Source organism: Curtobacterium sp. MCPF17_047, from assembly GCF_003234045.1.
GTDB lineage: Bacteria > Actinomycetota > Actinomycetes > Actinomycetales > Microbacteriaceae > Curtobacterium.
The window spans coordinates 179544-202719 of sequence record NZ_QKSF01000004.1 but is presented as its reverse complement, the minus strand read 5'-3'; the positions used below and the strand labels follow the sequence as shown (position 1 = coordinate 202719).

23 protein-coding genes and 4 tRNA genes are annotated in these 23176 nt (G+C 69.8%); 21 read left to right on the top strand and 6 right to left on the bottom strand.

Translation table 11 applies throughout. From position 1 onward, the window contains the following. The first annotated feature begins 13 nt into the window (after nt 1-13). Complete coding sequence (locus DEJ33_RS06190) at nt 14-1390, top strand: FAD-dependent oxidoreductase (protein ID WP_111078298.1); 1377 nt, start codon at nt 14-16, stop codon at nt 1388-1390. Between the two features lie 19 nt (nt 1391-1409). Next, nucleotides 1410-2588: a heparan-alpha-glucosaminide N-acetyltransferase domain-containing protein gene (locus DEJ33_RS06185; RefSeq protein WP_111078297.1), complete on the top strand. Its 1179-nt coding sequence runs from the start codon at nt 1410-1412 to the stop codon at nt 2586-2588. 45 nt (nt 2589-2633) lie between these two features. Here the strand turns inward: DEJ33_RS06185 and cls are convergent, their stop codons facing one another. Continuing rightward, nucleotides 2634-4094: a cardiolipin synthase gene (gene cls, locus DEJ33_RS06180; RefSeq protein ID WP_111078296.1), complete on the bottom strand. Its 1461-nt coding sequence runs from the start codon at nt 4092-4094 to the stop codon at nt 2634-2636. A gap of 34 nt (nt 4095-4128) precedes the next feature. After that, nucleotides 4129-4617, bottom strand: coding sequence for a YajQ family cyclic di-GMP-binding protein (locus DEJ33_RS06175; protein ID WP_110902629.1), 489 nt, complete (start codon nt 4615-4617; stop codon nt 4129-4131). 160 nt (nt 4618-4777) lie between these two features. Between DEJ33_RS06175 and DEJ33_RS06170 the strand changes: the two genes are divergently transcribed. The 5 genes from DEJ33_RS06170 (at nt 4778) to DEJ33_RS06150 (ending at nt 7502) form a co-directional block, all read left to right on the top strand. Continuing rightward, nucleotides 4778-4860: transfer RNA gene (locus DEJ33_RS06170), tRNA-Tyr, on the top strand. Nucleotides 4861-4988: 128 nt separating this feature from the next. Continuing rightward, nucleotides 4989-5822, top strand: a complete 834-nt coding sequence (locus DEJ33_RS06165) for an inositol monophosphatase family protein (protein WP_111078295.1) — start codon at nt 4989-4991, stop codon at nt 5820-5822. Between the two features lie 181 nt (nt 5823-6003). Beyond that, nucleotides 6004-7221, top strand: a complete 1218-nt coding sequence (locus DEJ33_RS06160) for a M23 family metallopeptidase (RefSeq protein WP_111078294.1) — start codon at nt 6004-6006, stop codon at nt 7219-7221. Nucleotides 7222-7311: 90 nt separating this feature from the next. After that, nucleotides 7312-7383, top strand: a tRNA-Thr gene (locus DEJ33_RS06155). Nucleotides 7384-7428: 45 nt separating this feature from the next. After that, nucleotides 7429-7502 (top strand) — tRNA-Met (locus DEJ33_RS06150). A gap of 470 nt (nt 7503-7972) precedes the next feature. Here DEJ33_RS06150 and DEJ33_RS06145 read toward each other — a convergent pair. Next, nucleotides 7973-8380 (bottom strand): hypothetical protein, encoded by a 408-nt coding sequence (locus DEJ33_RS06145; protein WP_111078293.1) that lies wholly within the window; start codon nt 8378-8380, stop codon nt 7973-7975. A gap of 110 nt (nt 8381-8490) precedes the next feature. Here DEJ33_RS06145 and DEJ33_RS06140 point away from each other — a divergent pair, with 110 nt between their 5' ends. From DEJ33_RS06140 to DEJ33_RS06130, 3 genes are read left to right on the top strand one after another with little or no spacing between them, the layout of a single operon-like run. Continuing rightward, nucleotides 8491-8940: a MaoC family dehydratase N-terminal domain-containing protein gene (locus DEJ33_RS06140; protein ID WP_111078292.1), complete on the top strand. Its 450-nt coding sequence runs from the start codon at nt 8491-8493 to the stop codon at nt 8938-8940. Beyond that, on the top strand, nt 8937-9359 hold the full coding sequence (locus DEJ33_RS06135; RefSeq protein WP_111078291.1) for a MaoC/PaaZ C-terminal domain-containing protein: 423 nt from the start codon (nt 8937-8939) through the stop codon (nt 9357-9359). Before DEJ33_RS06140 ends, DEJ33_RS06135 begins: the two co-directional genes overlap by 4 nt. Nucleotides 9360-9361: 2 nt before the next feature. Next, entirely contained in the window at nt 9362-10393 is a 1032-nt protein-coding gene (locus tag DEJ33_RS06130; protein ID WP_111078290.1) for a UDP-N-acetylmuramate dehydrogenase, read from the top strand. 186 nt (nt 10394-10579) lie between these two features. On the opposite strand, the gene DEJ33_RS06125 is transcribed toward DEJ33_RS06130, so the two are convergent. After that, nucleotides 10580-11824 carry a pyridoxal phosphate-dependent aminotransferase gene (locus DEJ33_RS06125; protein ID WP_111078289.1) on the bottom strand — a complete coding sequence of 415 codons (1245 nt, stop codon included), beginning with the start codon at nt 11822-11824 and terminating at the stop codon, nt 10580-10582. A gap of 152 nt (nt 11825-11976) precedes the next feature. Here DEJ33_RS06125 and DEJ33_RS06120 point away from each other — a divergent pair. From DEJ33_RS06120 to DEJ33_RS06095, 6 genes are all read left to right on the top strand, one after another. Beyond that, nucleotides 11977-12049: transfer RNA gene (locus DEJ33_RS06120), tRNA-Trp, on the top strand. A 34-nt stretch (nt 12050-12083) separates the two neighbouring features. Beyond that, nucleotides 12084-12344 carry a preprotein translocase subunit SecE gene (gene secE, locus DEJ33_RS06115; RefSeq protein WP_375334700.1) on the top strand — a complete coding sequence of 87 codons (261 nt, stop codon included), beginning with the start codon at nt 12084-12086 and terminating at the stop codon, nt 12342-12344. Between the two features lie 170 nt (nt 12345-12514). Continuing rightward, the gene (nusG, locus tag DEJ33_RS06110; protein ID WP_111078288.1) at nt 12515-13630 is read left to right on the top strand and encodes a transcription termination/antitermination protein NusG; all 1116 of its coding nucleotides are present in this window, start codon (nt 12515-12517) and stop codon (nt 13628-13630) included. A 143-nt stretch (nt 13631-13773) separates the two neighbouring features. Continuing rightward, nucleotides 13774-14205, top strand: coding sequence for a 50S ribosomal protein L11 (gene rplK, locus DEJ33_RS06105; protein ID WP_110824626.1), 432 nt, complete (start codon nt 13774-13776; stop codon nt 14203-14205). 80 nt (nt 14206-14285) lie between these two features. Then, the gene (gene rplA / locus DEJ33_RS06100; protein ID WP_111078287.1) at nt 14286-14975 is read left to right on the top strand and encodes a 50S ribosomal protein L1; all 690 of its coding nucleotides are present in this window, start codon (nt 14286-14288) and stop codon (nt 14973-14975) included. Nucleotides 14976-15102: 127 nt separating this feature from the next. After that, the gene (locus DEJ33_RS06095) at nt 15103-15753 is read left to right on the top strand and encodes a Pr6Pr family membrane protein (protein WP_111078286.1); all 651 of its coding nucleotides are present in this window, start codon (nt 15103-15105) and stop codon (nt 15751-15753) included. Here the strand turns inward: DEJ33_RS06095 and DEJ33_RS06090 are convergent. Next, complete coding sequence (locus DEJ33_RS06090) at nt 15704-16258, bottom strand: YqaJ viral recombinase family protein (RefSeq protein ID WP_110902760.1); 555 nt, start codon at nt 16256-16258, stop codon at nt 15704-15706. The two genes, DEJ33_RS06095 and DEJ33_RS06090, sit on opposite strands and share 50 nt — an antisense overlap. Nucleotides 16259-16530: 272 nt before the next feature. Next, nucleotides 16531-17781 (bottom strand): ROK family transcriptional regulator, encoded by a 1251-nt coding sequence (locus DEJ33_RS06085; protein WP_111078330.1) that lies wholly within the window; start codon nt 17779-17781, stop codon nt 16531-16533. 141 nt (nt 17782-17922) lie between these two features. Between DEJ33_RS06085 and DEJ33_RS06080 the strand changes: the two genes are divergently transcribed. From DEJ33_RS06080 to DEJ33_RS06060, 5 genes are all read left to right on the top strand, one after another. Further along, complete coding sequence (locus tag DEJ33_RS06080; protein ID WP_111078285.1) at nt 17923-18669, top strand: sugar phosphate isomerase/epimerase; 747 nt, start codon at nt 17923-17925, stop codon at nt 18667-18669. Continuing rightward, nucleotides 18666-19775 carry a Gfo/Idh/MocA family protein gene (locus tag DEJ33_RS06075; protein WP_110902643.1) on the top strand — a complete coding sequence of 370 codons (1110 nt, stop codon included), beginning with the start codon at nt 18666-18668 and terminating at the stop codon, nt 19773-19775. Before DEJ33_RS06080 ends, DEJ33_RS06075 begins: the two co-directional genes overlap by 4 nt. Before the next feature lie 122 nt (nt 19776-19897). Beyond that, nucleotides 19898-21199 carry an ABC transporter substrate-binding protein gene (locus tag DEJ33_RS06070; RefSeq protein ID WP_111078284.1) on the top strand — a complete coding sequence of 434 codons (1302 nt, stop codon included), beginning with the start codon at nt 19898-19900 and terminating at the stop codon, nt 21197-21199. 95 nt (nt 21200-21294) lie between these two features. Next, the gene (locus DEJ33_RS06065) at nt 21295-22287 is read left to right on the top strand and encodes a carbohydrate ABC transporter permease (protein ID WP_181421471.1); all 993 of its coding nucleotides are present in this window, start codon (nt 21295-21297) and stop codon (nt 22285-22287) included. Beyond that, a complete protein-coding gene (locus DEJ33_RS06060) occupies nt 22280-23119 on the top strand; it encodes a carbohydrate ABC transporter permease (protein WP_110902645.1) in 840 nt (279 codons plus the stop codon). The genes DEJ33_RS06065 and DEJ33_RS06060 overlap by 8 nt, the downstream gene beginning before the upstream one ends. Nucleotides 23120-23176: the final 57 nt, after the last annotated feature.

The window sequence follows — 23176 nt, the reverse complement described above, 5'->3', positions numbered from 1 at the left end:
TGGAGACCGATCAGTGCCCACCCTCCGACTCGCCATCGTCGGCGCCGGTCCGGCCGGCATCTACGCCGCGGACATCCTCCTGCGGGAGGCGCGCGGCTTCGACGTCTCGATCGACCTGTTCGAGCAGCTCCCGGCCCCGTACGGTCTGGTGCGCTACGGCGTCGCGCCCGACCACCCCCGCATCAAGGGGATCATCAACGCCCTCCGCGACGTCCTGGACCGCGGCGACATCCGGATCTTCGGCAACGTCCGCTTCGGCGAGGACATCACGCTCGAGGACCTGAAGCGTCACTACAACGCGGTCGTCTTCTCGACCGGCGCGATCAAGGACGCCGACCTGGACATCCCCGGCATCGACCTCGACGGGTCCTACGGCGCCGCCGACTTCGTCAGCTGGTTCGACGGGCACCCCGACGTCCCCCGCACCTGGCCGCTCACGGCCGAGAGCGTCGCGGTCATCGGCAACGGCAACGTCGCGCTCGACGTGTCCCGCATCCTGGCGAAGCACGCCGACGACCTGCTGCCGACCGAGATCCCGGCCAACGTGTACGAGGGCCTCAAGGCTTCGCCGGTCACCGACGTCCACGTCTTCGGACGTCGTGGACCGGCGCAGGTGAAGTTCACGCCGCTGGAGCTGCGTGAACTCGGCGAACTGCGCGACGTCGACATGGTCGTGTACGACGAGGACTTCGACCACGACGAGGCCTCGAAGCTCGCGATCGCGACGAACAAGCAGGTCACCGTCATCGACCGCGTGCTGCAGCAGTGGCGCACGCGCGAGGTCGGCACCGCCAGCCGTCGCCTGCACCTGCACTTCTACGCCAAGCCGCTCGAACTGCTCGGCGACGACGACGGTGCGCTCCGCGCCATCCGGTACGAGCGCACCCGTCCGGACGGCCAGGGCGGCGTCGAGGGAACGGGCGAGATCCGCGAGATCCCGATCCAGGCCCTCTACCGCGCGGTCGGTTACGTCGGGTCACCCCTGCCCGGCGTGCCGTTCGACGAGCGCTACGGGGTCATCCCGAACCACGAGGGTCAGGTCCTCGACACCGACGGCAACCGCCTCCCGGGCGTCTACGCCACCGGGTGGATCAAGCGCGGACCGGTCGGCCTGATCGGGCACACCAAGTCCGACGCGATGGAGACCGTGCAGCACGTGGTCACCGACCAGGGCACCTGGTGGAGCCCGGAGGACCCCTCGGAAGAGGCGATCCCGGCACTGCTCCGCGAACGCGGCGTCGACTTCACCGACCTGGACGGGTGGCATGCCCTCGACCAGCACGAGATCGCACTCGGCGAGCCCGAGGGCCGTGCGCGCGTCAAGGTCGTGCCCCGCGACGAGATGATCGACGTCTCGCTGCGCCGCTCCCGCGCCGACTCGCAAGCCTGAGCGCCTCGCAGGTCCGAGCATGACGACGCTGCGCCCGGTACCCCGACGTGGGGTGCCGGGCGTTGCGTCGTCCGGCCGGCTCGTCGGGGTCGACGTGGCCCGGTCCCTCGCCCTCTTCGGGATGATGGCCGCGCACGTCGGTGACGTCGCCGAGAACGTCGACTGGGCGGACCCGACGAGCTTCGGCGCCGTCGTGAACGGCCGGTCCGCCGCGCTCTTCGCGGTGCTCGCCGGGGTGTCGATCGGACTCGTCAGCGGCCGGGACCGACCGCCCGGGCCGCCCGACATCGGTCGGGTCCGGGCCCGCCTGGCACTCCGCGCGGTCGTGGTGGTCGTCGTCGGGCTGCTGCTGATGGCCCTGCAGACGCCGGTCTACGTGGTGCTGCCCACCTACGGCGCCCTGTTCCTGTTGGCCCTGCCCGTGCTCCGCTGGCGGCCGTGGGCACTGTTCCTGCTCGCCGTGGCCTGCGCGGTCGCAGCGGCACCGGTCGCGCTGGCGATCCTGCCGCTCTACGCCGAGGCGGGCATGTTCGGCGTCCAGCTCGGGCTGGTCTACCCCGTCGTCACCTTCGCCGCGTACGTGCTGGTCGGGCTCGCCGTCGCGCGGTCCCGACCCGGGTCCACACCGCCGGCTCCCGGGCGACACGCCGGCGGCGCCTGGGTTGTGCTGGTGGGGGGAGGCTCGATGCGGCAGGTCCTGCTCCTCGTGTCCGGCATCGTGGTCGCGGCCGCTGCGTACGTCGTCGGGAACGCCGCTGCGCCGATCCCGTTCGACACGACGTACGCCTTCCCCGGCGTGCCGTTCGTGCCGTCCGGCTCCGACGCCGGTCAGACGTTCGCGCAGGTGTTCCTCTCACCGCGTGACCATTCGTCGTCGATCGTGGACGTGGCCGGCACCGCTGCCGTCGCCGTCGCCGTGATCGCCCTGTGCCGGCTGCTCGTCGACGGACACGGGCCGCTCGTCACCCGGATCGCGTTCCCCCTGGCGGCGGTGGGGTCGATGCCGCTGACCGTCTACGCGCTGCACCTGGTCGTCATCGCCCTGTGGCCCGACATGCCGCAGGGACCCTCCACCTGGTGGGGGTTCGTGGTCGGCGCGGTGCTGTTCGCGATGGTGTGGCGACGGTTCCTCGGACGCGGGCCGCTCGAACGACTGACCGCGAGGATCGCCGCGGCGGTGCCCGCGCCCACCACCTGACCCGTGGCGACGGGGCGAGCGTGGGGCGGGCCTCCCGGCCGACCGCTACTGCAACGCTGCCGTCAACCGCGCCACGTTGTCGAACACCCGCGACCGACGCGGTCGGGTGAGCCACTCGTCGAGCGTCAGCTCGCGGCTGGCGGCGCGGTAGTCGTCCTGGACGTCCCGCAGCGCGTCCACGAAGGACTTCCCGCGCACCATCACCGAGATCTCGAGGTTCAGGGTGAACGAGCGCATGTCCATGTTGCTCGACCCGATCACCGCGACGTCGTCGTCGATCGTGAAGTGCTTGGCGTGCAGCACGGTCGGCGCACGGTACAGCCAGATCCGCACGCCCGCCCGGAGCAGCCCCTCGTAGTAGGAGCGCTGGGCGTGCCACGTCATCGCGTGGTCGCCGATCTCGCCGACGAACAGCTCGACCTCGACCCCGCGCTGCGCGGTCGTCGTGATCGCGTAGAGCATCGAGTCGTCGGGAACGAAGTACGGCGACGTGATCGACACCCGCTTCTGCGCCGAGTACAGCAGGGCGTTGAACAGCCGCAGGTTGTTCTCACCGTCGAAGCCCGGCCCGGACGGCACGACCTGGCAGTCCAGGGAGTCCTGCCGGTCCGCCCGGTGCACGGGGTCGCTCTCGCGGAGCAGCAGCTCGTCGGTCTCGCTGTACCAGTCGGTGACGAACAGGGCGTTGATGCCCGCGACGACGGGGCCCTCGAACCGGGCGAACAGGTCGCGCCACCGCAGCCCGCGCTCGATGTTGGCCTTGGTGTCGTACGAACGGTCGATGAGGTTCTGCGACCCCGTGAACGCCACCGACCCGTCGACCACCAGGATCTTCCGGTGGTTCCGGAGGTCCGGACGCTGGAACTTCCCCTCCAGCGGCAGCAGCGGCAGCATCAGGTGCCACTCGATGCCCGCCGCGTCGAGGAACGCCAGGGTGTCCTTGAAGTACGGGTAGCTCTTGCTCGCCCAGTGGTCCATGAGGAACCGGACCGTCACGCCACGTGCCTGCGCACGTGCCAGCGACTCGAAGAACGGCCGTGTGGTGTCGTCGAGGGACGCGATGTAGAACTCCACGTGCACGAACCGGCGCGCGGCGTCGACGGCGTGCGTCATCTCCGCGAAGGCGTCGTCGTAGTGGGGGTACAGCTCGGCCTGGTTGCCGCCGACCAGCGGCATCGACCCGAGCTGCCGGTTCAACTTCGTGATGCTCTCGAGCCACGTCGGCCACGGGTGGTCGCGGCGCACCCGCTCGATGCCCTCGGTCTGCTCGAGGATGTAACGGTTGATCTCGGTCTGCTTCTCGCGGCGGGCCCGGGGGAGCTTCGTGGACCCGAGCAGGAGGAACAGGACGAACCCGATGTAGGGGATGAGGAAGATCGCCAGCAACCAGCCCGTCGCCGTCTGCGGCTTCCGGTTGATCGGGACGATGACGAGTGAGAAGGCGCGGATCGCCAGGTCCAACAGGACCAGGACGATGATCAGCGCAACGACGAGCCAGTGCTCCACGGTGTCGGGCCTGTCTCTGCGCGGGGGAGCGCGGTCAGCGGAAGTTGATGAACTGCAGGGGGACGTCGAACTCCTGGCCCTTGAGCAGCTGGATGGTCTGTTGCAGGTCGTCGCGGCTCTTCGAGGAGACGCGCAGCTCGTCGCCCTGCACCTGGCTCTTCACGGTCTTCGGCGCCTCGGCACGGATCACCGCACCGATCTTCTTCGCGATGTCCTGCTCGATGCCGTTCTTGAACTTCACCTCGATGCGGAACTCCTTGCCCGAGGGGAACGGCTCGCCGGCGTCCAGGCTCTTCAGGCTGATGCCGCGCTTGATTGCCTTCGTCTGCAGCACGTCGAGGACGGCCAGGGCACGCTCCTCGGTCGAGGCCTTGATGAGGACGTCCTCGCCACTGAACGCGACGGACGCACCGACACCCTTGAAGTCGTACCGCTGCTCGATCTCCTTCGCCGCCTGGTTGAGGGCGTTCTCCGCCTCCATCTTGTCGACCTTGCTGACCACGTCGAAGGAGCTGTCTGCCATACCGGCCAGCCTATCGGGCGCCACGCCGCCCCGTACCGGAGGCCCGACCCGGCCCGGTGCGAGGACCTCCCGTCCGGCCGTGGTCGCGACCACCTCCGAACATCGGCTATGCTCTTCACCGCGCCTTCGGTCGGTGACGACACGGGCCGGGTGCGCACATGGCGAGTTACCCAAGCGGCCAAAGGGATCTGACTGTAAATCAGCCGGCGTATGCCTCCGGGGGTTCGAATCCCTCACTCGCCACGTGTCAGCCGCAGTCCTCTGTCGGCTCGTCGGAATGGCCCCGTCTCCGGACGGGGCCATTCGCGTTGCTGCCGGTGCTCCCGCGGAGCCGGGGCTGCGGCAGAGCTGCGGTGGGGCAGGATCGGGGTATGTCGAACCCCTCGGTCGTGTCCGCTGCTCCTGATGCCCTCGCCGACCTGGCGGAGGCGATCGCCCGCGAAGCCGCCACGCTCGCCGCGCAGCGCCGCGCCGAAGGGGTCGAGGTCGCGGACCGCAAGTCGAGCATCGCGGACGTCGTGACCGCTGCCGACCGCGAGGTCGAGGCGCTGATCCGCCGACGCATCGTCGAAGCACGCCCCGACGACGCCTTCTTCGGCGAGGAGTCCGGCGCCGCCTCCGGCACCTCCGGCCTCACCTGGGTGGTCGACCCCATCGACGGCACCGTCAACTACCTCTACGGCAGCCCCGTCTACGCGGTGAGCATCGGCGTCGTCCGCGGCGTGCCCGACCCGGCGATGTGGGAGCCCGTCGCCGGTGTCGTCATCGCCCCGGCCACCGGGCAGGTGTACCGCGCGGTCGCCGGGGGAGCGGCGAGCCTGGACGGGCGGCCGATCGCGGTCGCCACGCCGGAGTCCCTGGCCGAGACGCTCGTCGCCACGGGCTTCGGCTACACGGCCGAGCGTCGGTGGGAGCAGGCGGCCGTCCTCGCCGGACTCATCACCGAGGTGCGGGACGTGCGCCGCGCCGGAGCAGCCGCGCTGGACTGCTGCGCCGTGGCGTCCGGCACGGTCGACGCCTACTACGAGCGGGGCATCAACCCGTGGGACATGGCAGCCGGTTCGATCGTGGCGGCCGCTGCCGGGGCGGACGTCCGAACGTGGGAGGTCGGCGACACGCGGTCCTTCCTCTTCGCCGCGCCGAGCATCGTCGAGGACCTCGCCACCCTCGTCCGCACGCTCGAGGACGACGTCCTGGGGTCCTGAGTCCGGCCACGCGCTGACGCTCCCGCGGACGTCCCCGTGCTCGACACCCGCTCTGGGGGGCGTGCACAGGCGTGCAGGCGACTGGCGAGGACCGGGGTCCTTTGCTAGCGTTCATGAGTCCCGTTACCTGCTCGTTACCGACGAGCGCCCGTGCCTCGAACTCAGGATCATCACCGAACGCATGCTCGACTCCTCGCAGACGCCCACGACCATCGACCGCACCGCCCCCGGGGCGGTGCCGTCCGTGCACCTGACGAGACGAGCTCGGATCGAAGCCGAACGTGCCGCCGCGAAGACGTCCCGCCGTCGGTCCGCCGTGGACCGCTCGGCTGCCGGGACCTCCCGTGACGCGGCTCGTCCGGCGCCCGTCGGCTCCGGCCCCGCGACGCCGCCGGCCCCCTCGTCGCCGGTCCTCCCCGCCTCGAGCGCCGCACCGCTGACGCCGCCGGCACCGTCGTCGCCGGTCGTCGCGCCGCTCGCCGAGACCACTCCGGCGCCGGCTGCCACTCGTCCCGCCGCTGCACGACGGGCCCCTTCGACGAAGCGGGCCACACGCACCGCGACCCCGAAGGCCGCCCGCGCCGCCGCCCCGACCGTTCCGATGATCGCCGACGGCCCTCGGGTGGACCGTGCCACGCGGCACATCGCGCGCACCGTTCCCGCTCCCGGTCGTGCGACCCGGGCCTCCGGGGCGTCCTTCCGTCGGACGGCGTCCCGCGTCACGGTCGTCGGCGCGCTGCTCTTCACCGCTGGTCTCGTGGTCTCGACCTCGCTGCCGGCACAGGCCCTCTACGTCCCACAGCCGGGCGCCGCGACCGTCCGTGCCTCGGTGCAGGACGCGCAGTCGCTGTCCGTCGGTGACGCCGTCGAGGGTCCCGTGGACCGCGACGCGTACACCGTGTCCGAAGCACAGCGGAGCGTCACCCCGGCCGCCGGTACGGCGACCGATTCCTCGACGTTCACGAATGACGCGAACGGCACGATCCAGTGGCCGTTCCCGGTCGGCGTGCCGATCTCCTCGGGCTTCGGTGGACGGCAGGTCGCCGGGTGCTCGTTCTGCTCGACGTTCCACCAGGGCGTCGACTTCGCCCCCGGCGCCGGCACCGCGATCGGAGCCGTGGCCGACGGGACCGTCATCAAGGTGCAGGCGAACGACGGCGGCTTCGGCAACGACGTCTGGATCGAGCACGACGTCGACGGCAAGCAGTTCGTCAGCGTCTACGGGCACATGCTCGACAACTCGTTCCAGGTCGTGCAGGGCGAGCAGGTGAAGGTCGGCCAGACCCTCGGCCTGGTCGGCAGCACTGGCAACTCGACCGGCCCGCACCTGCACCTCGAGATCCGCATCGACGGCGTCCCGGTGGACCCGCTGGCGTGGCTCCAGGCCAACGCGAACTAGCCCGCACGGACGGCACGCCCGGGCGTCACGGTCGGTTCCGGACCACCGTCGCGGGTCTGCTATCCTCGTGTGGTGCCGCTCGCGGTACTCGCCCCGATAGCTCAGTGGTAGAGCACTTCCATGGTAAGGAAGGGGTCGTCAGTTCAATCCTGACTCGGGGCTCTGACTCGCAGTGTCGTCACTTCGCGGTGATCACTGCGGATCCATGGCGGGGTAGCTCAGTTGGTTAGAGCACACGGCTCATAATCGTGGTGTCGCGGGTTCAAGTCCCGCCCTCGCTACCGTGCTGGTCGAACAGTTTCGCCAGCGGGAACGACGTGAAGACGGCAAGGCCCGGCGCATCAGCGCCGGGCCTTCGTCGTTCCCGGCCGGTCCTGCGGGGTCGGTCGCTCCCCGAACACCCGTCCCGCGCCTCCCGTCCGGCCGCTGTCTGCTGAGCCGACGCCGAACCCGGGCCGGCGCCGGGGGCGACCGGGACCGGCGCCGGGGAACGACCGTAACCGGGACGCGAAACCGACAGGTACGCGCCGTCCGGCCCCGCACATCTGTCGCTCTTGCGCCCGCGTCCGCGTGCGCGTCTGGGCGGCGCCGCCACCGGCCATCGGCGGGGAGCCCGGCCACGGTCGGGTGGGATCGGGGCGCCAAACCGACAGATCTGCCCCGGACGACCGCGCACATCTGTCGCTTTCGCGTCTGCGCACAGCGCCGAGCGGCTCCGTACGGCTCGGCGCGGCTCGAGGCGCGGCTCGCCTCAGCGCAGCGAGGTGCCCGGCACGTCGACGCGGTCCGTCCGGTGCAGCAGGACCCCTCCGCCGTGCAGGGTCGTCTCGACGAGGGCCGTGACGTGGTGCCAGGCCTCCCGACGCCGCTTCGCGCCGATCATGCCGCCCGCGACGGCGGCTCCGTGGCCCGCGTGGCGCAGCGTGAGCACCGCGTGGCCCGGCGTCGCGGACAGGGCGACCTCGTACCGCCGGTACTGCCGTGCGGGACGGACGAACGCGCCGAACAACGCCGTCGCGATCCGGTCGCCGGCGACGACGACGAGGCGTCCGCTCTCGGTGACGACGTGGTGCCCGTGCGCGCGCAGGGCGGCGTCGACCAGTTCCACCGCGGTGCACCGGTGGTGTTCGAGCACCGTGTACTCGGTCGTCGTCTCCATCGCCACTCCCCGCGGGCCCGCTCGGTCGTCCCCCGACCAACGCCTCGTCAGCCTAACCGATGCAAACTCATGTATGTCCGGGCGTCCGAGGGCCTCGGTAGACTGCTGCGGTGTCAGTGAACCCCGAGCTCGTCGGCAGGACGTTCCCGCCGGCCCCGCCGTACCTGGTCGGTCGCGAGAAGGTGCGCGAGTTCTCCCGCGCCGTGTTCGCGACGAACCCGATCCACTCCGACCCCGCGGCCGCCCGAGCCGCCGGGCACGCCGACGTCGTCGCACCGGCGACCTTCGCGGTCGTCGTGCAGGAAGCCACGCTCGCGCAGCTCCTCGCCGAGCCGGACGCCGGCATCGACTTCTCCCGCGTCGTGCACGGCGAGCAGCGGTTCGCCTACGCGCGCCCGATCGTCGCCGGTGACGAGCTGATCGCCACCCTGGCCGTGACGAGCGTCAAGACCCTCGGCGGCAACGCGATGGTCACCGCCGAGTCGACGGTCGTCGACGCCGACGGTGAGCACGTCGTCACCGCCACGTCCACCCTCGTCGTCCGAGGAGATGACGCATGACCGACACCGCCTCCGACCTGCAGGTCGGCACCGTCGTCGCGGAGCGACAGGTGCACCTCACGCGCGACTCGCTCGTCCGGTACGCCGGCGCCTCCGGCGACTTCAACCCGATCCACTACCGAGACGACGTCGCCGCGTCGGTCGGCCTGCCCGGTGTCCTGGCGCACGGCATGCTCACGATGGGTCTGGCTGTCCAGCCGGTCGCCGAGTGGCTCGGCGACCGCGGCTGGGTCGCATCGTACGGCGTCCGCTTCACCCGTCCCGTCGTCGTCGACCCGATCGACGGGGCCGACGTCGGTGTCGTCGCCAAGGTCGGCACACTCGACGAGCAGGGCCGACCGCTGCGCATCGACCTCACCGTGACCGCCGCCGGGCAGACCGTGCTCGGCAAGGCACAGGTCACGGTGGCGTTCCACTGACCGTGACGGACACGACGCTCGCCGAGCTCACCACCCTCCGCGTCGGCGGCCCGGCCGGCCGCCTCCTGGTCGCGGACACGACCGACGACCTCGTCGCCCACGTCGTCGAGGCGTGGTCGGACGAGGACGACTGGCTGGTCCTCGGCGGCGGCAGCAACCTGCTGGTCGCCGACCAGGGCTTCCCCGGCACCGTCGTCGTGGTCCGCACCCGCGGGGTCAGCGCCGAGTCCGACGACGACGGGGTCACCGTCCGCGTCGCGGCGGGAGAGCCGTGGGACGCGTTCATCGCGACGACCGTCGAGCGCGGGTGGACCGGCCTGGAGGCCCTCAGCGGCATCCCGGGCACGGTCGGCGCCGCCCCCGTGCAGAACATCGGCGCCTACGGGGTCGAGCTGTCCGACGTGCTCACCGCGGTCGACTTCCTGGACGCCGAGACCGGGGAGCGTTCCTGGGTCCCTGCGTCCGAGCTGGCGCTCGGCTACCGCACGAGCACGTTGAAGCACGGGCGCCGCGGCGTCGTCCTGACGGTCGAGTTCCGGCTCGGCACGGCGACCGACGACGGCGTGCCCGTGCGGTACGCCCAGCTCGCCGGGTCCCTGGGCGTCGAGCTCGGCACCCGCGTCGCCCCCGCCGAGGTCCGCGCCGAGGTGTTGCGGCTCCGCGGGTCGAAGGGCATGGTGCTCGACGACGCCGACCCGGACACCTGGAGCGCCGGGTCCTTCTTCACCAACCCGATCGTGTCGGCCGGGTTCGCCGAGACGATGCCCGCCGACGCACCGCGCTGGCCGGCCGGCGACGACGTGAAGCTCAGCGCAGCGTGGCTCATCGAGCACGCCGGGATCCACCGTGGGTACGGCGTGCCGGGGTCACGAGCGGCGATCTCCTCGAAGCACACCCTGGCGCTGACGAACCGTGGGGGAGCGACGGCCGCCCAGGTCGCCGAGCTCGCGCGGTACGTGCAGCTGACCGTGGCGAACCGCTTCGGGGTGACGCTCGTCCCGGAGCCGGTCGTGGTCGGCGACCTGTCCGGCTGACGTCCGGCGCGCCGAGGTCGCACCGCGTCCGGTGATCGCGCCCCGTCGTACCCGACGACCGCGCACCACGCTCGGTGGTCTCGTTCCGTGGACGACACCGCGCCCCGCTCCGTGCATCGCGCCCCGTCTCGACGGGGAGCGATGCGCGGAGCGGGGCGCGGTGTGCGGGGTGTGATCGCGCCGAGGTCAGCCGAAGAAGCGACCCAGCCGCGCGACGCCCTCGGCGATGTCGTCGTCGCCCAGTGCGTAGGACAGCCGCAGGTAGCCGGAGGGTCCGAACGCCTCACCGGGGACGACCGCGACCTCGGCGTGCTCGAGGATCAGGTCGGCGAGTTCGAGGGTCGTGGTCGGCGTGCTGCCGGCCCACTCGCGACCGAGGAGCGCGGTGACGTCGGGGTAGACGTAGAAGGCGCCCTGCGGTTCCGGCGTCACGAAGCCCGGGATCGCGTTGAGACCCGCGACGATCGCCTTCCGCCGTCGGTCGAAGGCGTCGCGCATCGCGATGACGGGCTCCTGCGGGCCGTTCAACGCCGCGATCGCGGCCCGCTGCGAGACGTTCGAGACGTTCGACGACAGGTGGGACTGGAGGTTCGACGCGGCCTTGATCGCGTCAGCCGGGCCGATCATCCACCCGACCCGCCAGCCGGTCATGGCGTACGTCTTGGCGACGCCGTTGACCAGGATGGTCGTGTCCGCGAGGGCCGGGACCTCCTCGAGCACCCCGGAGAACGTGATGCCGTCGTAGACGAGGTCCTGGTAGATCTCGTCGCTGATCACCCAGATGCCGTGCTCCAGCGCCCACTCGCCGATGGCGCGGGTCTGCTCGGCCGAGTAGACGGCGCCGGTCGGGTTCGAGGGGGAGCAGAAGAGCAGCGCCTTGGTGCGCGGGGTCCGCGCCGCCTCGAGCTGCTCGACGGTCACCAGGTAGCCCTGCTCGCTGCCGGCGAAGACGTCGACCGGGACACCGCCGGCGAGCCGCACGGCCTCGGGGTAGGTGGTCCAGTACGGCGCCGGCAGCAGGACCTCGTCGCCGGCGTCGACCACGGTCTGGAACGCCTGGTAGACGGCCTGCTTGCCGCCGTTCGTCACGATGACCTGCGACGGTTCGACGGCGATGCCGGACTCCCGCGCGGTCTTGTCGGCGACGGCGCGCTTGAGGTCCGGGAGGCCCGTGGCCGGCGTGTACCGGTGGTTCGCCGGGTCCTGCGCCGCCACGACGGCCGCGTCGACGACGTGTGCCGGGGTGGCGAAGTCGGGCTCGCCGGCGGCGAAGGAGATCACCGGACGACCGGAGGCCTTCAGTGCCTTGGCCTTGGCATCGACCTTGAGGGTGGCGGACTCGGCGATGGCGGCGATCCGGGAGGCGATGCGGGGCCGTGTACTGGTGTCGGGGCTGTCGGTGGGCTGAGGGCTGGCGGCGTCGGTGCTCACGGGGTCAGCCTACCGACGCGCCGCGCCGGAGCATCCGTCAAGTGGACACCGCCGTCGGGACTCCCGTACACTGTTCTGCGGCGGTTGAAGTCTGTCGGAATCAGACTTCTTCTCCCTGGAACGACCGGATCCCGTACGGGTGGACGTTCCGAAGGGCGGTGGCTCAATTGGTAGAGCAGCGGTCTCCAAAACCGCAGGTTGCAGGTTCAAGTCCTGTCCGCCCTGCACATCGGGAAGGGTTGAAGTGGCGAGCAAAGACGTGGAGACGACTGACGACGTCGTCGCCCAGGCAAAGGTCGACCGCGCACAGCGCCGCGGCCCGTTCGCCGCGATCGCACTGTTCATCCGCCAGGTCTTCGGCGAACTGCGCAAGGTCGTCACACCGACCCGCAAGGAACTCTTCAGCTACACGGGCGTCGTGCTCGTGTTCGTCGTCGTGATGATGATCCTCGTGTCGGTCCTCGACTTCGTGTTCGGTCTCGGCGTCGGCTACGTGTTCGGCAACGGCCCCACGGCCTGACCCAGCCGGCATGAACCCCGGCGCGCTGCACTCCTGGCGCGCCCGGCCTGACCGCAGGTCCGACCGCTCCGGTCCTCCTCGGGGTACGGTCTCCCGGAGACGGCGACCCGTTCCCCGCCCGGGACGCGAGCGCCAACCCGATCCGCACCATCGAACGGAAAGAACCGACTGTGTCTGACTACTCCCGCGACGACATCGACCTCGCGACCGCTGCCGAGCAGTCTTCCGAGGTCGAGGAGAACCAGGAAGGCGACGTCGAGACGAGCGAACTCCGTTCGACCGACTCCGCCGAGGAGCGCGCGATCTCCGTCGAGGACGAGGACGACGAGTCCCTCGGTCTGAGTGACGAGCCGGACGACGGCACGGTAGCCGCCGAGCTCGACGAGACGCTCGCCGCCCTCGCCGAGTCGCGTGACCCCGAGGCCGACGCGGTCGTCGACGACGCGCTCGAGATCGACACCGCCGACGAGGCCGAAGCCGCCGTCGAGGCCGTCGAGGACGAAGAAGAGTCCGAGCTCGAGGACGAGACCGCCGCCGAGGCGAACGAGACCATCGCTGCCGAGGAGTCCGCGGACGCCCTCGGAGCGATCGCCCCGGAGTCCGAGGTCGACCTCGCCCCCGACACCGAGGTCACGATCACGGCCGAGGACGACGAAGAAGAGTCCGAGGTCGACCCGTACGAGGCGTTCAAGGCCGAACTGCGGATGAAGCCGGGCAAGTGGTACGTCATCCACTCCTACGCGGGCTTCGAGCGCCGCGTGAAGGCGAACATCGAGAACCGCATGGTCTCGATGTCCATGGAGGACTACATCTACCAGGCCGAGGTCCCGATGGAGGACGTCGTCGAGATCAAGAACGGGCAGCGCAAGCTGGTCACCCGCGTCCGGATCCCCGGCTACGTGCTGGTCCGCATGGACCTCGACGAGGACTCGTGGTCGGTCGTCCGTCACACCCCCGGTGTGACCGGCTTCGTGGGCAACGCGCACAACCCGACCCCGCTCCGCTTCGACGAGGCCTTCGGCATGCTGAAGTCCCTCGTCCAGGTCGCGGAGACCGCCCCGACCAAGGGTGGCGCGAAGGGTGGCGGCGCCGCACAGGCGCAGCCCCAGGCCGAGGTCGACTTCGAGGTCGGCGAGACGATCACCATCAAGGAGGGCTCGTTCGCGGGTCTGCCGGGGTCGATCTCCGAGATCAAGCCGGAGAGCGGCAAGCTCACCGTGCTCGTCTCGCTCTTCGAGCGCGAGACGCCGGTCGAGCTCAGCTTCGACCAGGTGACCAAGCTCTAGAGCTGGACGCCATCCACTAGACTGTTCGAGTTTGGGTCCGCGCGCCTCGTGCGCTGCGGGTCCGTCACCGCGATCCGGAACCGCCGGAGACGCGGGAGAGTGCACGGATCCCCGTGCGTTCGATCCCAGGAGGAAAGCGAAACATGGCACCGAAGAAGAAGGTCACGGGCCTGATCAAGCTGCAGATCAACGCGGGCGCCGCCAACCCGGCACCGCCGATCGGTCCGGCGCTCGGTCAGCACGGCGTGAACATCATGGAGTTCTGCAAGGCGTACAACGCCCAGACCGAGTCGCAGCGCGGCAACGTCATCCCGGTGGAGATCACCGTCTACGAGGACCGTTCGTTCACGTTCATCCTCAAGACCCCGCCGGCCGCCGAGCTCATCAAGAAGGCTGCGGGTGTGAACAAGGGTTCCGCGACGCCGCACACGGTGAAGGCCGGACGCATCACGGCGGACCAGATCCGTCAGATCGCCGAGACCAAGCAGGCCGACCTGAACGCCAACGACATCGAGCAGGCGACGAAGATCATCGCCGGTACCGCTCGTTCGATGGGCATCACGGTCGAGGCCTGAGCCTCACCCTCCACACCCCAGTACTCACCGTGGGAGAGCCGCGCCGGCTCGCCAACCACGTATCTCGCAAGGAGACCACCATGGCGAAGAAGTCCAAGGCGTACCGCGCCGCGGCCGCGAAGATCGAGGCCGACAAGTTCTACACCCCGACCGAGGCAGTCGCCCTGGCGAAGGAGACCGGCTCTGCGAAGACCGACTCCACCGTCGAGGTCGCACTGAAGCTCGGCGTGGACCCCCGCAAGGCGGACCAGATGGTGCGTGGCACCGTCATCCTCCCGCACGGCACCGGCAAGACCGCCCGCGTCATCGTCTTCGCGACGGGTGCAGCCGCTGAGGCTGCCATCGCCGCCGGCGCCGACGAGGTCGGTGGCGACGAGCTCATCGCGAAGGTCGCCGAGGGCTACACCTCGTTCGACTCCGCGGTCTCCACCCCGGAGCTCATGGGCAAGGTCGGTCGTCTCGGCAAGGTGCTCGGCCCGCGTGGTCTCATGCCGAACCCGAAGACCGGTACCGTGACGCCGAACGTGGCCCAGGCCGTGAACGACATCAAGGGCGGCAAGATCGAGTTCCGCGTCGACAAGCACTCCAACGTGCACTTCGTCGTCGGCAAGGCCTCGTTCACGCCGGAGCAGCTCGACGAGAACATCAGCACCGCGCTCGACGAGATCGTCCGTCTCAAGCCGAGCGCCGCGAAGGGCCGTTACATCATGAAGGGCGCCGTCTCGACGACCTTCGGCCCGGGCATCCCGCTGGACGTCAACGTCTTCTGATCCTGATCAGCGGCGGATCGTCCTGATCCGCAGCAGAACAGCAGAACAGCACCACACGAACGGCCCGCACTCCGGTGCGGGCCGTTCCTCGTTCCCGGACGAGTCGGCGGACCAGTACCGTGGGCCCGTGCGGATCCTCGTGAACACCCTGCGGCTCGCTGCGGCGATCGCCATCGTCGCCGCCGTCGTGGACGACCTGCAGCGGGCGCTCCAGAACGGGTTCGTGTTCTGGAACTTCTTCGGGTACTTCACGAACCAGTCGAACATCCTGGTCGCCGTCGTCCTGGTCCTCACCGTCGTCGCAGCGTTGCGCCGCCGCGAGTCAGGCCGCCGCCTGGACCTCTTCCGGGGTGCGGCCACGGTGTACATCGCGACGACGGGCCTGGTCTACAACACCCTGCTGGTGCAGGTCGGACAGGCCGTGGGGGAGTCCTGGTCGAACGACGTCCTGCACCGGTGGATCCCGCTGTACGTCGTGCTGGACTGGCTGCTGTTCTCCGACCGCAGCCGCCTGGCCTTCCGCGACGTCTGGTGGTTCCTGGTCTACCCGGCGGTCTGGCTGGTCGTGGTCGTCGTCCGCGGTGCGACCGACGGCTGGGTGCCGTACCCGTTCCTCGACCCGGAGTCCGGCTACGGCGTGGTCGCGCTGTACTGCCTGGGTGTCGCGGTGTTCATCGGCCTGATGGGACTGATCGTCGTCGCGCTGTCCCGACTGCGGCTGATCCCGGTCAGCGAGCGTCCCGCAGTCGGTCGAGCACCAGGTCCGCGAGGGCGATGAGACCCCGGATCGCGTCGTCGTCGCGGTCGATCCACCGGCACTCGGGCTCGTCGGCGACGGGCACGAAGTCGTCGTGCTTCTCCCACACGAACAGCGTCCGGTCCGCGCCGAGCACGTACTGCTGCCACCAGACCTGCCGCATGTAGTGCCGGGGGACCCGGGTGAACCCGTTCGCGGTCGTCTTGATCTCGGCGAGGAGCAGGCGTCCGTCGCGGTCCAGACCGACGCCGTCCGGCGTCGCCAGGTGTGCTCGGTTCGTCGCCGCGTGGAACAGGTGTGCGGAGGGCTGGATGCCGTGCGTCGCGGCCACCCACGAGGCGATCACGGGTTCGCGTTCCTTGCCGTGCTCGGTGTAGACGTTGCCGGCGAACCGGGAGCCGTACCGCTTGTCGGCGACGACCGCGTCGACGGCACGGAGCGAGGCGAGGCGGGCGACGTCGGTCGCCGTGATGCCCATCGCGCGGGCGCGGAGCCAGGCGACCCGGTCCGAGGAGTGCGCGACGATCCGCTCGGTGTGTCCGCGGAGGGCCGTGAAGGTGTCGTGCGCGCGGGCGGCTCGAACAGCGCCGGTGGACCGCCCGCCGGTCGACGTGCCGGGGCCGGACGACGTGCCGGACGCTGCCGACGTGCCGGACGCTGCCGACGTGCCGGAGCCGGGCTGGGCCTCCCACCCGTCATCCAGGTCGCCCCAGAGAGTGGGCTGCACGATCGTCACCCCACGATTGTCCACCCGACCACCGGCAGGGACGAAACCGGCACGCGGCCGGACGGTGCCGGTCAGGAGACCAGCTGCCGCCCCTCGGTGAGGTGCCGACCTTCGGTCAGTTGCTGTCGCCCCTCGGCCAGGGTGACCAACTCGTCGACGCCCGCGGGGGAGAGCGCGTACGCGATGGCGAGGGCGGCGGCGCCCTGCAGCGCGGCGATCGACCCGGCGCGGGACTGTGCGATCACGAGGTGTTCGGTGGCGAGCGGCATCGAGCGGGAGTAGACGACCTCCCGGACGCCGGCGAGCAGGTGCTCCCCGGCCTGGGTGATCGAGCCGCCGAGGGCGATGACGGACGGGTTGATCAGCGAGACGCAGGTGGCGAGGACCTCGCCGATGTCACGGCCGGCCTGGCGGACCGCCCCGATCGCGTCGAGGTCGGACCGCGCGACGAGGTCGACGACGTCCGCGCTGGTGTGGACGTCGTGCCCCTTCGCGCGGAGTGACCGGGCGATCGCCGGGCCGGAGGCGACGGCCTCCAGGCAACCGGTGTTGCCGCAGTGGCACGGGACGTCACCCGCACGGGAGACACGGACGTGCCCGATGTCACCTGCGGTGCCCTGTGCGCCACGCTGGAGCCGACCCTCCGACACGATGCCGGAGCCGATGCCGGTGGCGACCTTGACGAAGAGCAGGTGGTCGAGGTCCGGCCAGCCGTGCGCGCGTTCCCCGAGCGCGGCGATGTTCACGTCGTTGTCGACGAGCACGTGGGCACGGACGTGCTGACGGAGCCATCCGGGGACGTCGAACCCGTCCCAGCCGGGCATGATCGGCGGGTTCGCGGGACGTCCGGTGGAGAACTCGACGGGGCCGGGCAGGCCGATGCCGAACGCGATGACGTCGTCGCGGACGCGGCCGACCGAGTCGAGGAGCTCGTCCACGACGCCGACCAGCCACTCGAGGGTGGGGACGGGACCGGCGGCGATGTCGATCCGAGCGTCACGGCTGGCGAGCTGCGTGCCGACGAGGTCGGTCACGGCGACGCGACCGTGCGAGGCGCCGAGGTCCGCGGCCACGACGAGCCGGGCGGCGGGGCGCAGGGCGATCTGTGCGGGGGGACGTCCGCCGGTGGAGGCGGCGGTGTCGACGGCGCCGACGAGTCCGACGTCGACGAGGGCGTCGATGCGCACGCCGATGGTCGAGCGCGCCATCCCGGTGAGGGCAGCGAGTTCACCGCGGGTCCGCGGGACGCCGTCTCGCAGGATCTGGAAGAGCTCACTGGCCCCGACCGGCGGCGTCGTTGCCGTCCGAGTCAAGTCGACCATGCTCGGAGTGAACCACACATCCTCCGAGCCACGCAACGAAGGTCGTCGAACTTCTCCGAACTTTTGCTTGACCGCCGACAAAAGCGCCCATAGTGTGACGAGCGGTCAGCGAAGACCACATCTCGATGAGGAGAACACCTGGTGCCCCAACCGCTCTCGGTCCAGCTCTACACGGTGCGCGACGCACTGACGACGGACCTCCCCGGAACCCTGGCGACGATCGCCGACATCGGTTTCACGAACGTCGAACTCTTCGGCTTCGTCGACCGTGCCGACGAGTACGCGGCCGCTCTGCAGCAGGCCGGTCTGACCGCGCCCAGCGGGCACGCACGTCTGGTGGACGCAGACGAGCAGGAACTCGAGCGCATCCTCGGCGCGAGTGTCACCGTCGGGCTCGGCACCCTGATCGACCCGCACGTCGACGAAGCCCGCTGGACCACCCGCGAGGACGTCGAAGCCATCGCTCGACAGTTCAACGACCTCGCCCCGCGCGCCGCCGACCACGGCCTGGCGCTCGGGTACCACAACCACGCGTTCGAGTTCTCGAACCGCATCGACGGCACGAGCGCCTTCGAGGTATTCGCCGGGGCACTCTCCGACGCCGTCGTCCTCGAGCTCGACACCTACTGGGCGAAGGTCGGCGGTGACGACCCCGTGGCCGTCCTCGGCCGGCTCGGCGACCAGGTCCGCTTCCTGCACGTCAAGGACGGCGACGGCTCGCACGACGACAAGCAGCAGGTGGCGGTCGGCAAGGGGATCATGCCGGTGCGCGACATCGTCGCCGCCGCACCCGACGCCCAGCAGGTCATCGAGCTCGACGACCACGACGGCGACGTCGTGCAGGCCGTCCGCGACTCGTACGCCTTCCTCGCCGGAGCACACGCATGAGCGCCGCGGGACGCGTCGGCGTCGGCGTGATCGGTGCCGGCGTCATCTCGGACCAGTACCTGTCCAACCTGACGGTCTTCCCCGACGTCGAGGTCCTCTTCATCGCCGACATCGACCTGCCCCGCGCAGCGTCGCAGGCCGAGAAGTGGGGCGTGGCGGGCTCCGGCACGGTCGACGAGTTGCTGGCGATCGACGACATCGAGATCGTCGTGAACCTCACGATCCCGGCCGCGCACGTCGAGGTCGCCCTGCAGGCCCTGGCAGCCGGCAAGCACGTGTGGGGCGAGAAGCCCTACGCGCTCGACCGACAGAGCGCGGCGCAGCTCCGCGACGCCGCGGTCGCCGCCGGCAAGACGGTGAGCGTCGCCCCCGACACGTTCCTCGGTGCCGGACTGCAGACCGCGCTCCGGACCATCCGGGACGGTCGCATCGGGAAGCCGCTGAACGGGCTCACCCTCTTCCAGAGCCCCGGCCCGGAGTCCTGGCACCCGAGCCCCGAGTTCCTCTTCGCCTACGGCGCCGGCCCGCTGTTCGACATCGGCCCGTACTACATCACGACCCTCGTGCAGGCGTTCGGACCCGTCGCGAAGGTCACCGCCACCGCGTCGAAATCCCGCGCGACCCGCACGATCGGCTCGGGCCCGAAGGCCGGCACCGAGTTCCCGGTCGACGTCCCGACGAACCACTCGGCACTGATCCAGTTCGAGAACGGCGGCAGCGCCCAGAGCGTCTTCTCGTTCGAGTCCGACCGCGGCCGCACCGGCTTCGTCGAGATCGCGGGCGAGACCGGCACGGTCGTGTTCCCCGACCCGAACAACTTCGACGGCGACACCGAGCTGTACGCGCTCGGCGCCGACGAGCCCGAGACGATCCCCGCCGTCGGGTCCACCTACTCGCGGGGGACGGGCGTGGTCGACCTGGCCCGCTCCCTCCGCGCGGGTGAGGAGAACCGGGTCCCCGGTGCCCTCGCCTTCCACGTCCTCGACGTGATGGTCTCCATCGCCGAGGCCGCCGAACGTGGTGAGACCGTGCTCGTCGAGAGCACGGTCGCACCCTCCCCGACCCTCCCCGAGGGTTGGGACCCCGCGGAGCAGACCCTGGCCTGACCAGGTCCAGCCGACCGGACCCTGGTCCGACCCGGCCCTGCCCCGTCCCACACAGCAGCACCCAGCACCACCACCGAGCACCACCCTCCTGCACCATCTCAACGACGAGAAAGTAGAGAGTCATGCGCACTGCCATCCGCGCACTGGCCATCACCGCGGCCGCGGCACTCACCGTGTCCGGCCTCGCAGCCTGCTCCTCCGGGTCGTCCGGTTCCGCCGGCGACTCGAAGACGCTCACCTACTGGGCGTCGAACCAGGGCACCTCCCTGCAGAACGACAAGGAGGTGCTGACCCCCGTCCTGAAGAAGTTCACCAAGGAGACCGGGATCAAGGTCGACCTCCAGGTCATCGGCTGGAACGACCTCCAGACGAAGATCCAGACCGCCGTCACCTCGGGCCAGGGCCCGGACGTGGTGAACATCGGCAACACCTGGGCGACCTCGCTCCAGGCCACCGGCGCCTTCCAGGAGTTCGGTGACTCGGAGATGAAGTCGATCGGCGGTGCCGACAAGTTCGGCAAGGTCGCGCTCTCCACGGGTGGTGCCCCCGGCAAGACCGTCACGAGCGTCCCGCTCTACGGCCTCGCCTACGGCCTGTTCTACAACAAGCAGATGCTCGCCGACGCCGGCGTCGAAGCCCCCACCACCTGGGAGGAGCTGACCGCCGCGGCGAAGAAGCTCACCACCGGTGGCAAGTACGGCTTCAGCCTCGCCGGTGGCTCCTACACCGAGAACGCGCACTTCGCGTTCATCAACTCGGCGCAGAACGGCGGCGAGTGGTTCGACAAGGACGGCAAGCCGACCTTCGCGTCGGCCGAGAACGTCGACGGCATCAAGCGCTACATCGACCTGATGCAGGAGACCAAGGCGGCGAACCCGTCGAACGCGCAGTACGACAACGCGAACCAGTCGGTCGCGGACTTCGCGAACAAGAAGGCCGCGATGATCCTCAACCAGAACAACGCGAACACCACGATCGAATCGCTCGGCATGAAGTCCGACGAGTTCGGTGTGGTGCCGCTGCCGGCACCGAGCGGCGGCGAGCAGATCGCCAGCTTCCCGGCCGGCATCAACCTCTCGATCTTCAAGAACACGAAGAACAAGGAGGGCGCGCTGAAGTTTGTCAAGTACATGACGAGCCCCGACACGCAGACCACGCTCGACAAGCCGTACGCGGCGCTGCCGGTGCTCGCTGCCGCGGCCGACTCCGTCACGGACGAGCAGACGAAGACGTTCCTCGACATCTACAACAACAAGGCGAAGCCGCTCCCGCTGGTGCCCGCCGAGGACCAGTTCGAGTCCACGGTCGGCAAGGCGATGAACGACATGTTCGCCAAGATCGCAACGGGTTCGAAGGTGTCCGACAAGGACATCAAGGAAGCGCTGCAGACGGCCCAGGACCAGGTCTCCCAGGCCGCAGGTTGATCTGACGGGAGGCCCGGATCGCGTCCGCAAGGTCGCCTTCCGGGCCTCCCGCCCCACCTCTCGAACCACCTCCACCCCAGCCGGAAGGCCTGCCCATGTCCACGACGGTCCTGCCAGACTCCGAGGCCATCGACCTGACGCACACGAAGGCGCCGACCCTGTCGGGTCCGCCCCGTGGGAAGCGCCGCGTCCCGTGGCTCCCGTACGCGCTCGTCGGTCCCGCGATCCTCTTCGAACTGCTCATCCACATCGTGCCGATGCTCGTCGGCATCTGGATCAGCTTCGTCCAGCTCACCAAGTACTTCATCGCGAACTGGGGCGCCGCCCCGTTCGCCGGGCTGCGCAACTACTCCGTCGCGGTTGACTTCGACCAGGCCATCGGTCGTGGGTTGCTCAACTCGTTCCTCATCACCTGCGCGTTCACGATCCTCGTGGTCGGGCTCTCCTGGGGCTTCGGCATGGCCGCCGCCGTCGCGCTGCAGAAGCCGTTCCTCGGCCGAGGCCTGTTCCGCACGCTCTTCCTGATCCCCTACGCGCTGCCGATGTACGCCGGTGTCATCACCTGGAAGTTCATGTTCCAGCGTGACTCCGGAGCCCTGAACCACATCCTCGTGGACCAGTTGCACCTGTTCGGTGCCAACCCGCCGTTCTGGCTGATCGGCAACAACGCCTTCGTGGCCGTCGTGGTCGTCGCCATCTGGAAGACCTGGCCGTTCGCGTTCCTCATGCTCATGGCGGGTCTGCAGTCCGTGCCGGCCGACGTGTACGAGGCGGCGTCGGTCGACGGCGCCAAGCCCTTCCGCCAGTGGCGCTCCATCACCCTGCCGATGGTCCGCCCGGTGAACGTCACCCTGGTGCTCGTGATGTTCCTCTGGACGTTCAACGACTTCAACACACCGTTCGTGTTGTTCGGTTCGACCGCACAGCCCCCGGCCGCCGACCTGTTGAGCTTCCACATCTACAACGCGTCGTTCATCACCTGGAACTTCGGCTCCGGGGCCGCGATGAGCGTGCTGCTCCTCCTCTTCCTGCTCGTCGTCACCGGCATCTACCTGGCCGTCACCAACCGGAGGTCCGTCCGTGCGTGAAACAGTGGGCGCAAAGTCCTTCAAGGTCATCGTCCTCGTCCTGCTCACCGTCTTCACAGTGGTACCGCTCTACGTGATGGTCACCACGGCGATCAAGCCGCTCGGTGACGTGCAGAACGACTTCACGTGGATCCCGTCGAACATCACCTTCCAGCCGTTCATCGACATGTGGTCGACGGTCCCGCTGGCGCGGTACTTCGTCAACTCGCTCGTGGTCTGCACGGTCGCGACGGTGTTCTCGCTGATCATCGCCACGTTCGCCGCCTACGCGGTGTCGCGGTGGAACTTCAAGGGCAAGAGCGCCTTCACCACGACGGTGCTCTCGACCCAGATGTTCCCCGGCGTGCTGTTCCTGCTGCCGCTCTTCCTGATCTTCACGAACCTCGGCAACTCGCTCGGCATCCAGCTCGTCGGCAGCTGGCTCGGTCTGATCATCACGTACCTGACGTTCACGCTGCCGTTCTCGATCTGGATGCTCGCGGGCTACTTCGAGACGATCCCGCGGGAGCTCGACGAGGCCGCGATGGTCGACGGGTCCGGCCCGATGGGCGCGCTGTTCCGCATCATCCTGCCGTCGGCCCGCCCGGGTCTCGTGGCGGTCGGCATCTACTCGTTCATGACGGCCTGGGGTGAGGTGCTCTTCGCCTCCGTCATGACGAACGGTCTCGGCTCCACGCTCGCGGTCGGTCTGCAGCAGTACTCGACGCAGACGAACGTGTACTGGAACCAGATCATGGCCGCGTCGCTGGTCGTGTCGATCCCGGTCGTCATCGCGTTCCTCGTGGTGCAGCGCCAGTTCGTCGCCGGTCTGACCGCCGGTGCGGTGAAGTAGCCGTACCCCACTGACGGGAGGCGCGGTGCGGGTCCGTCCCACACCGCGCCTCCCGTC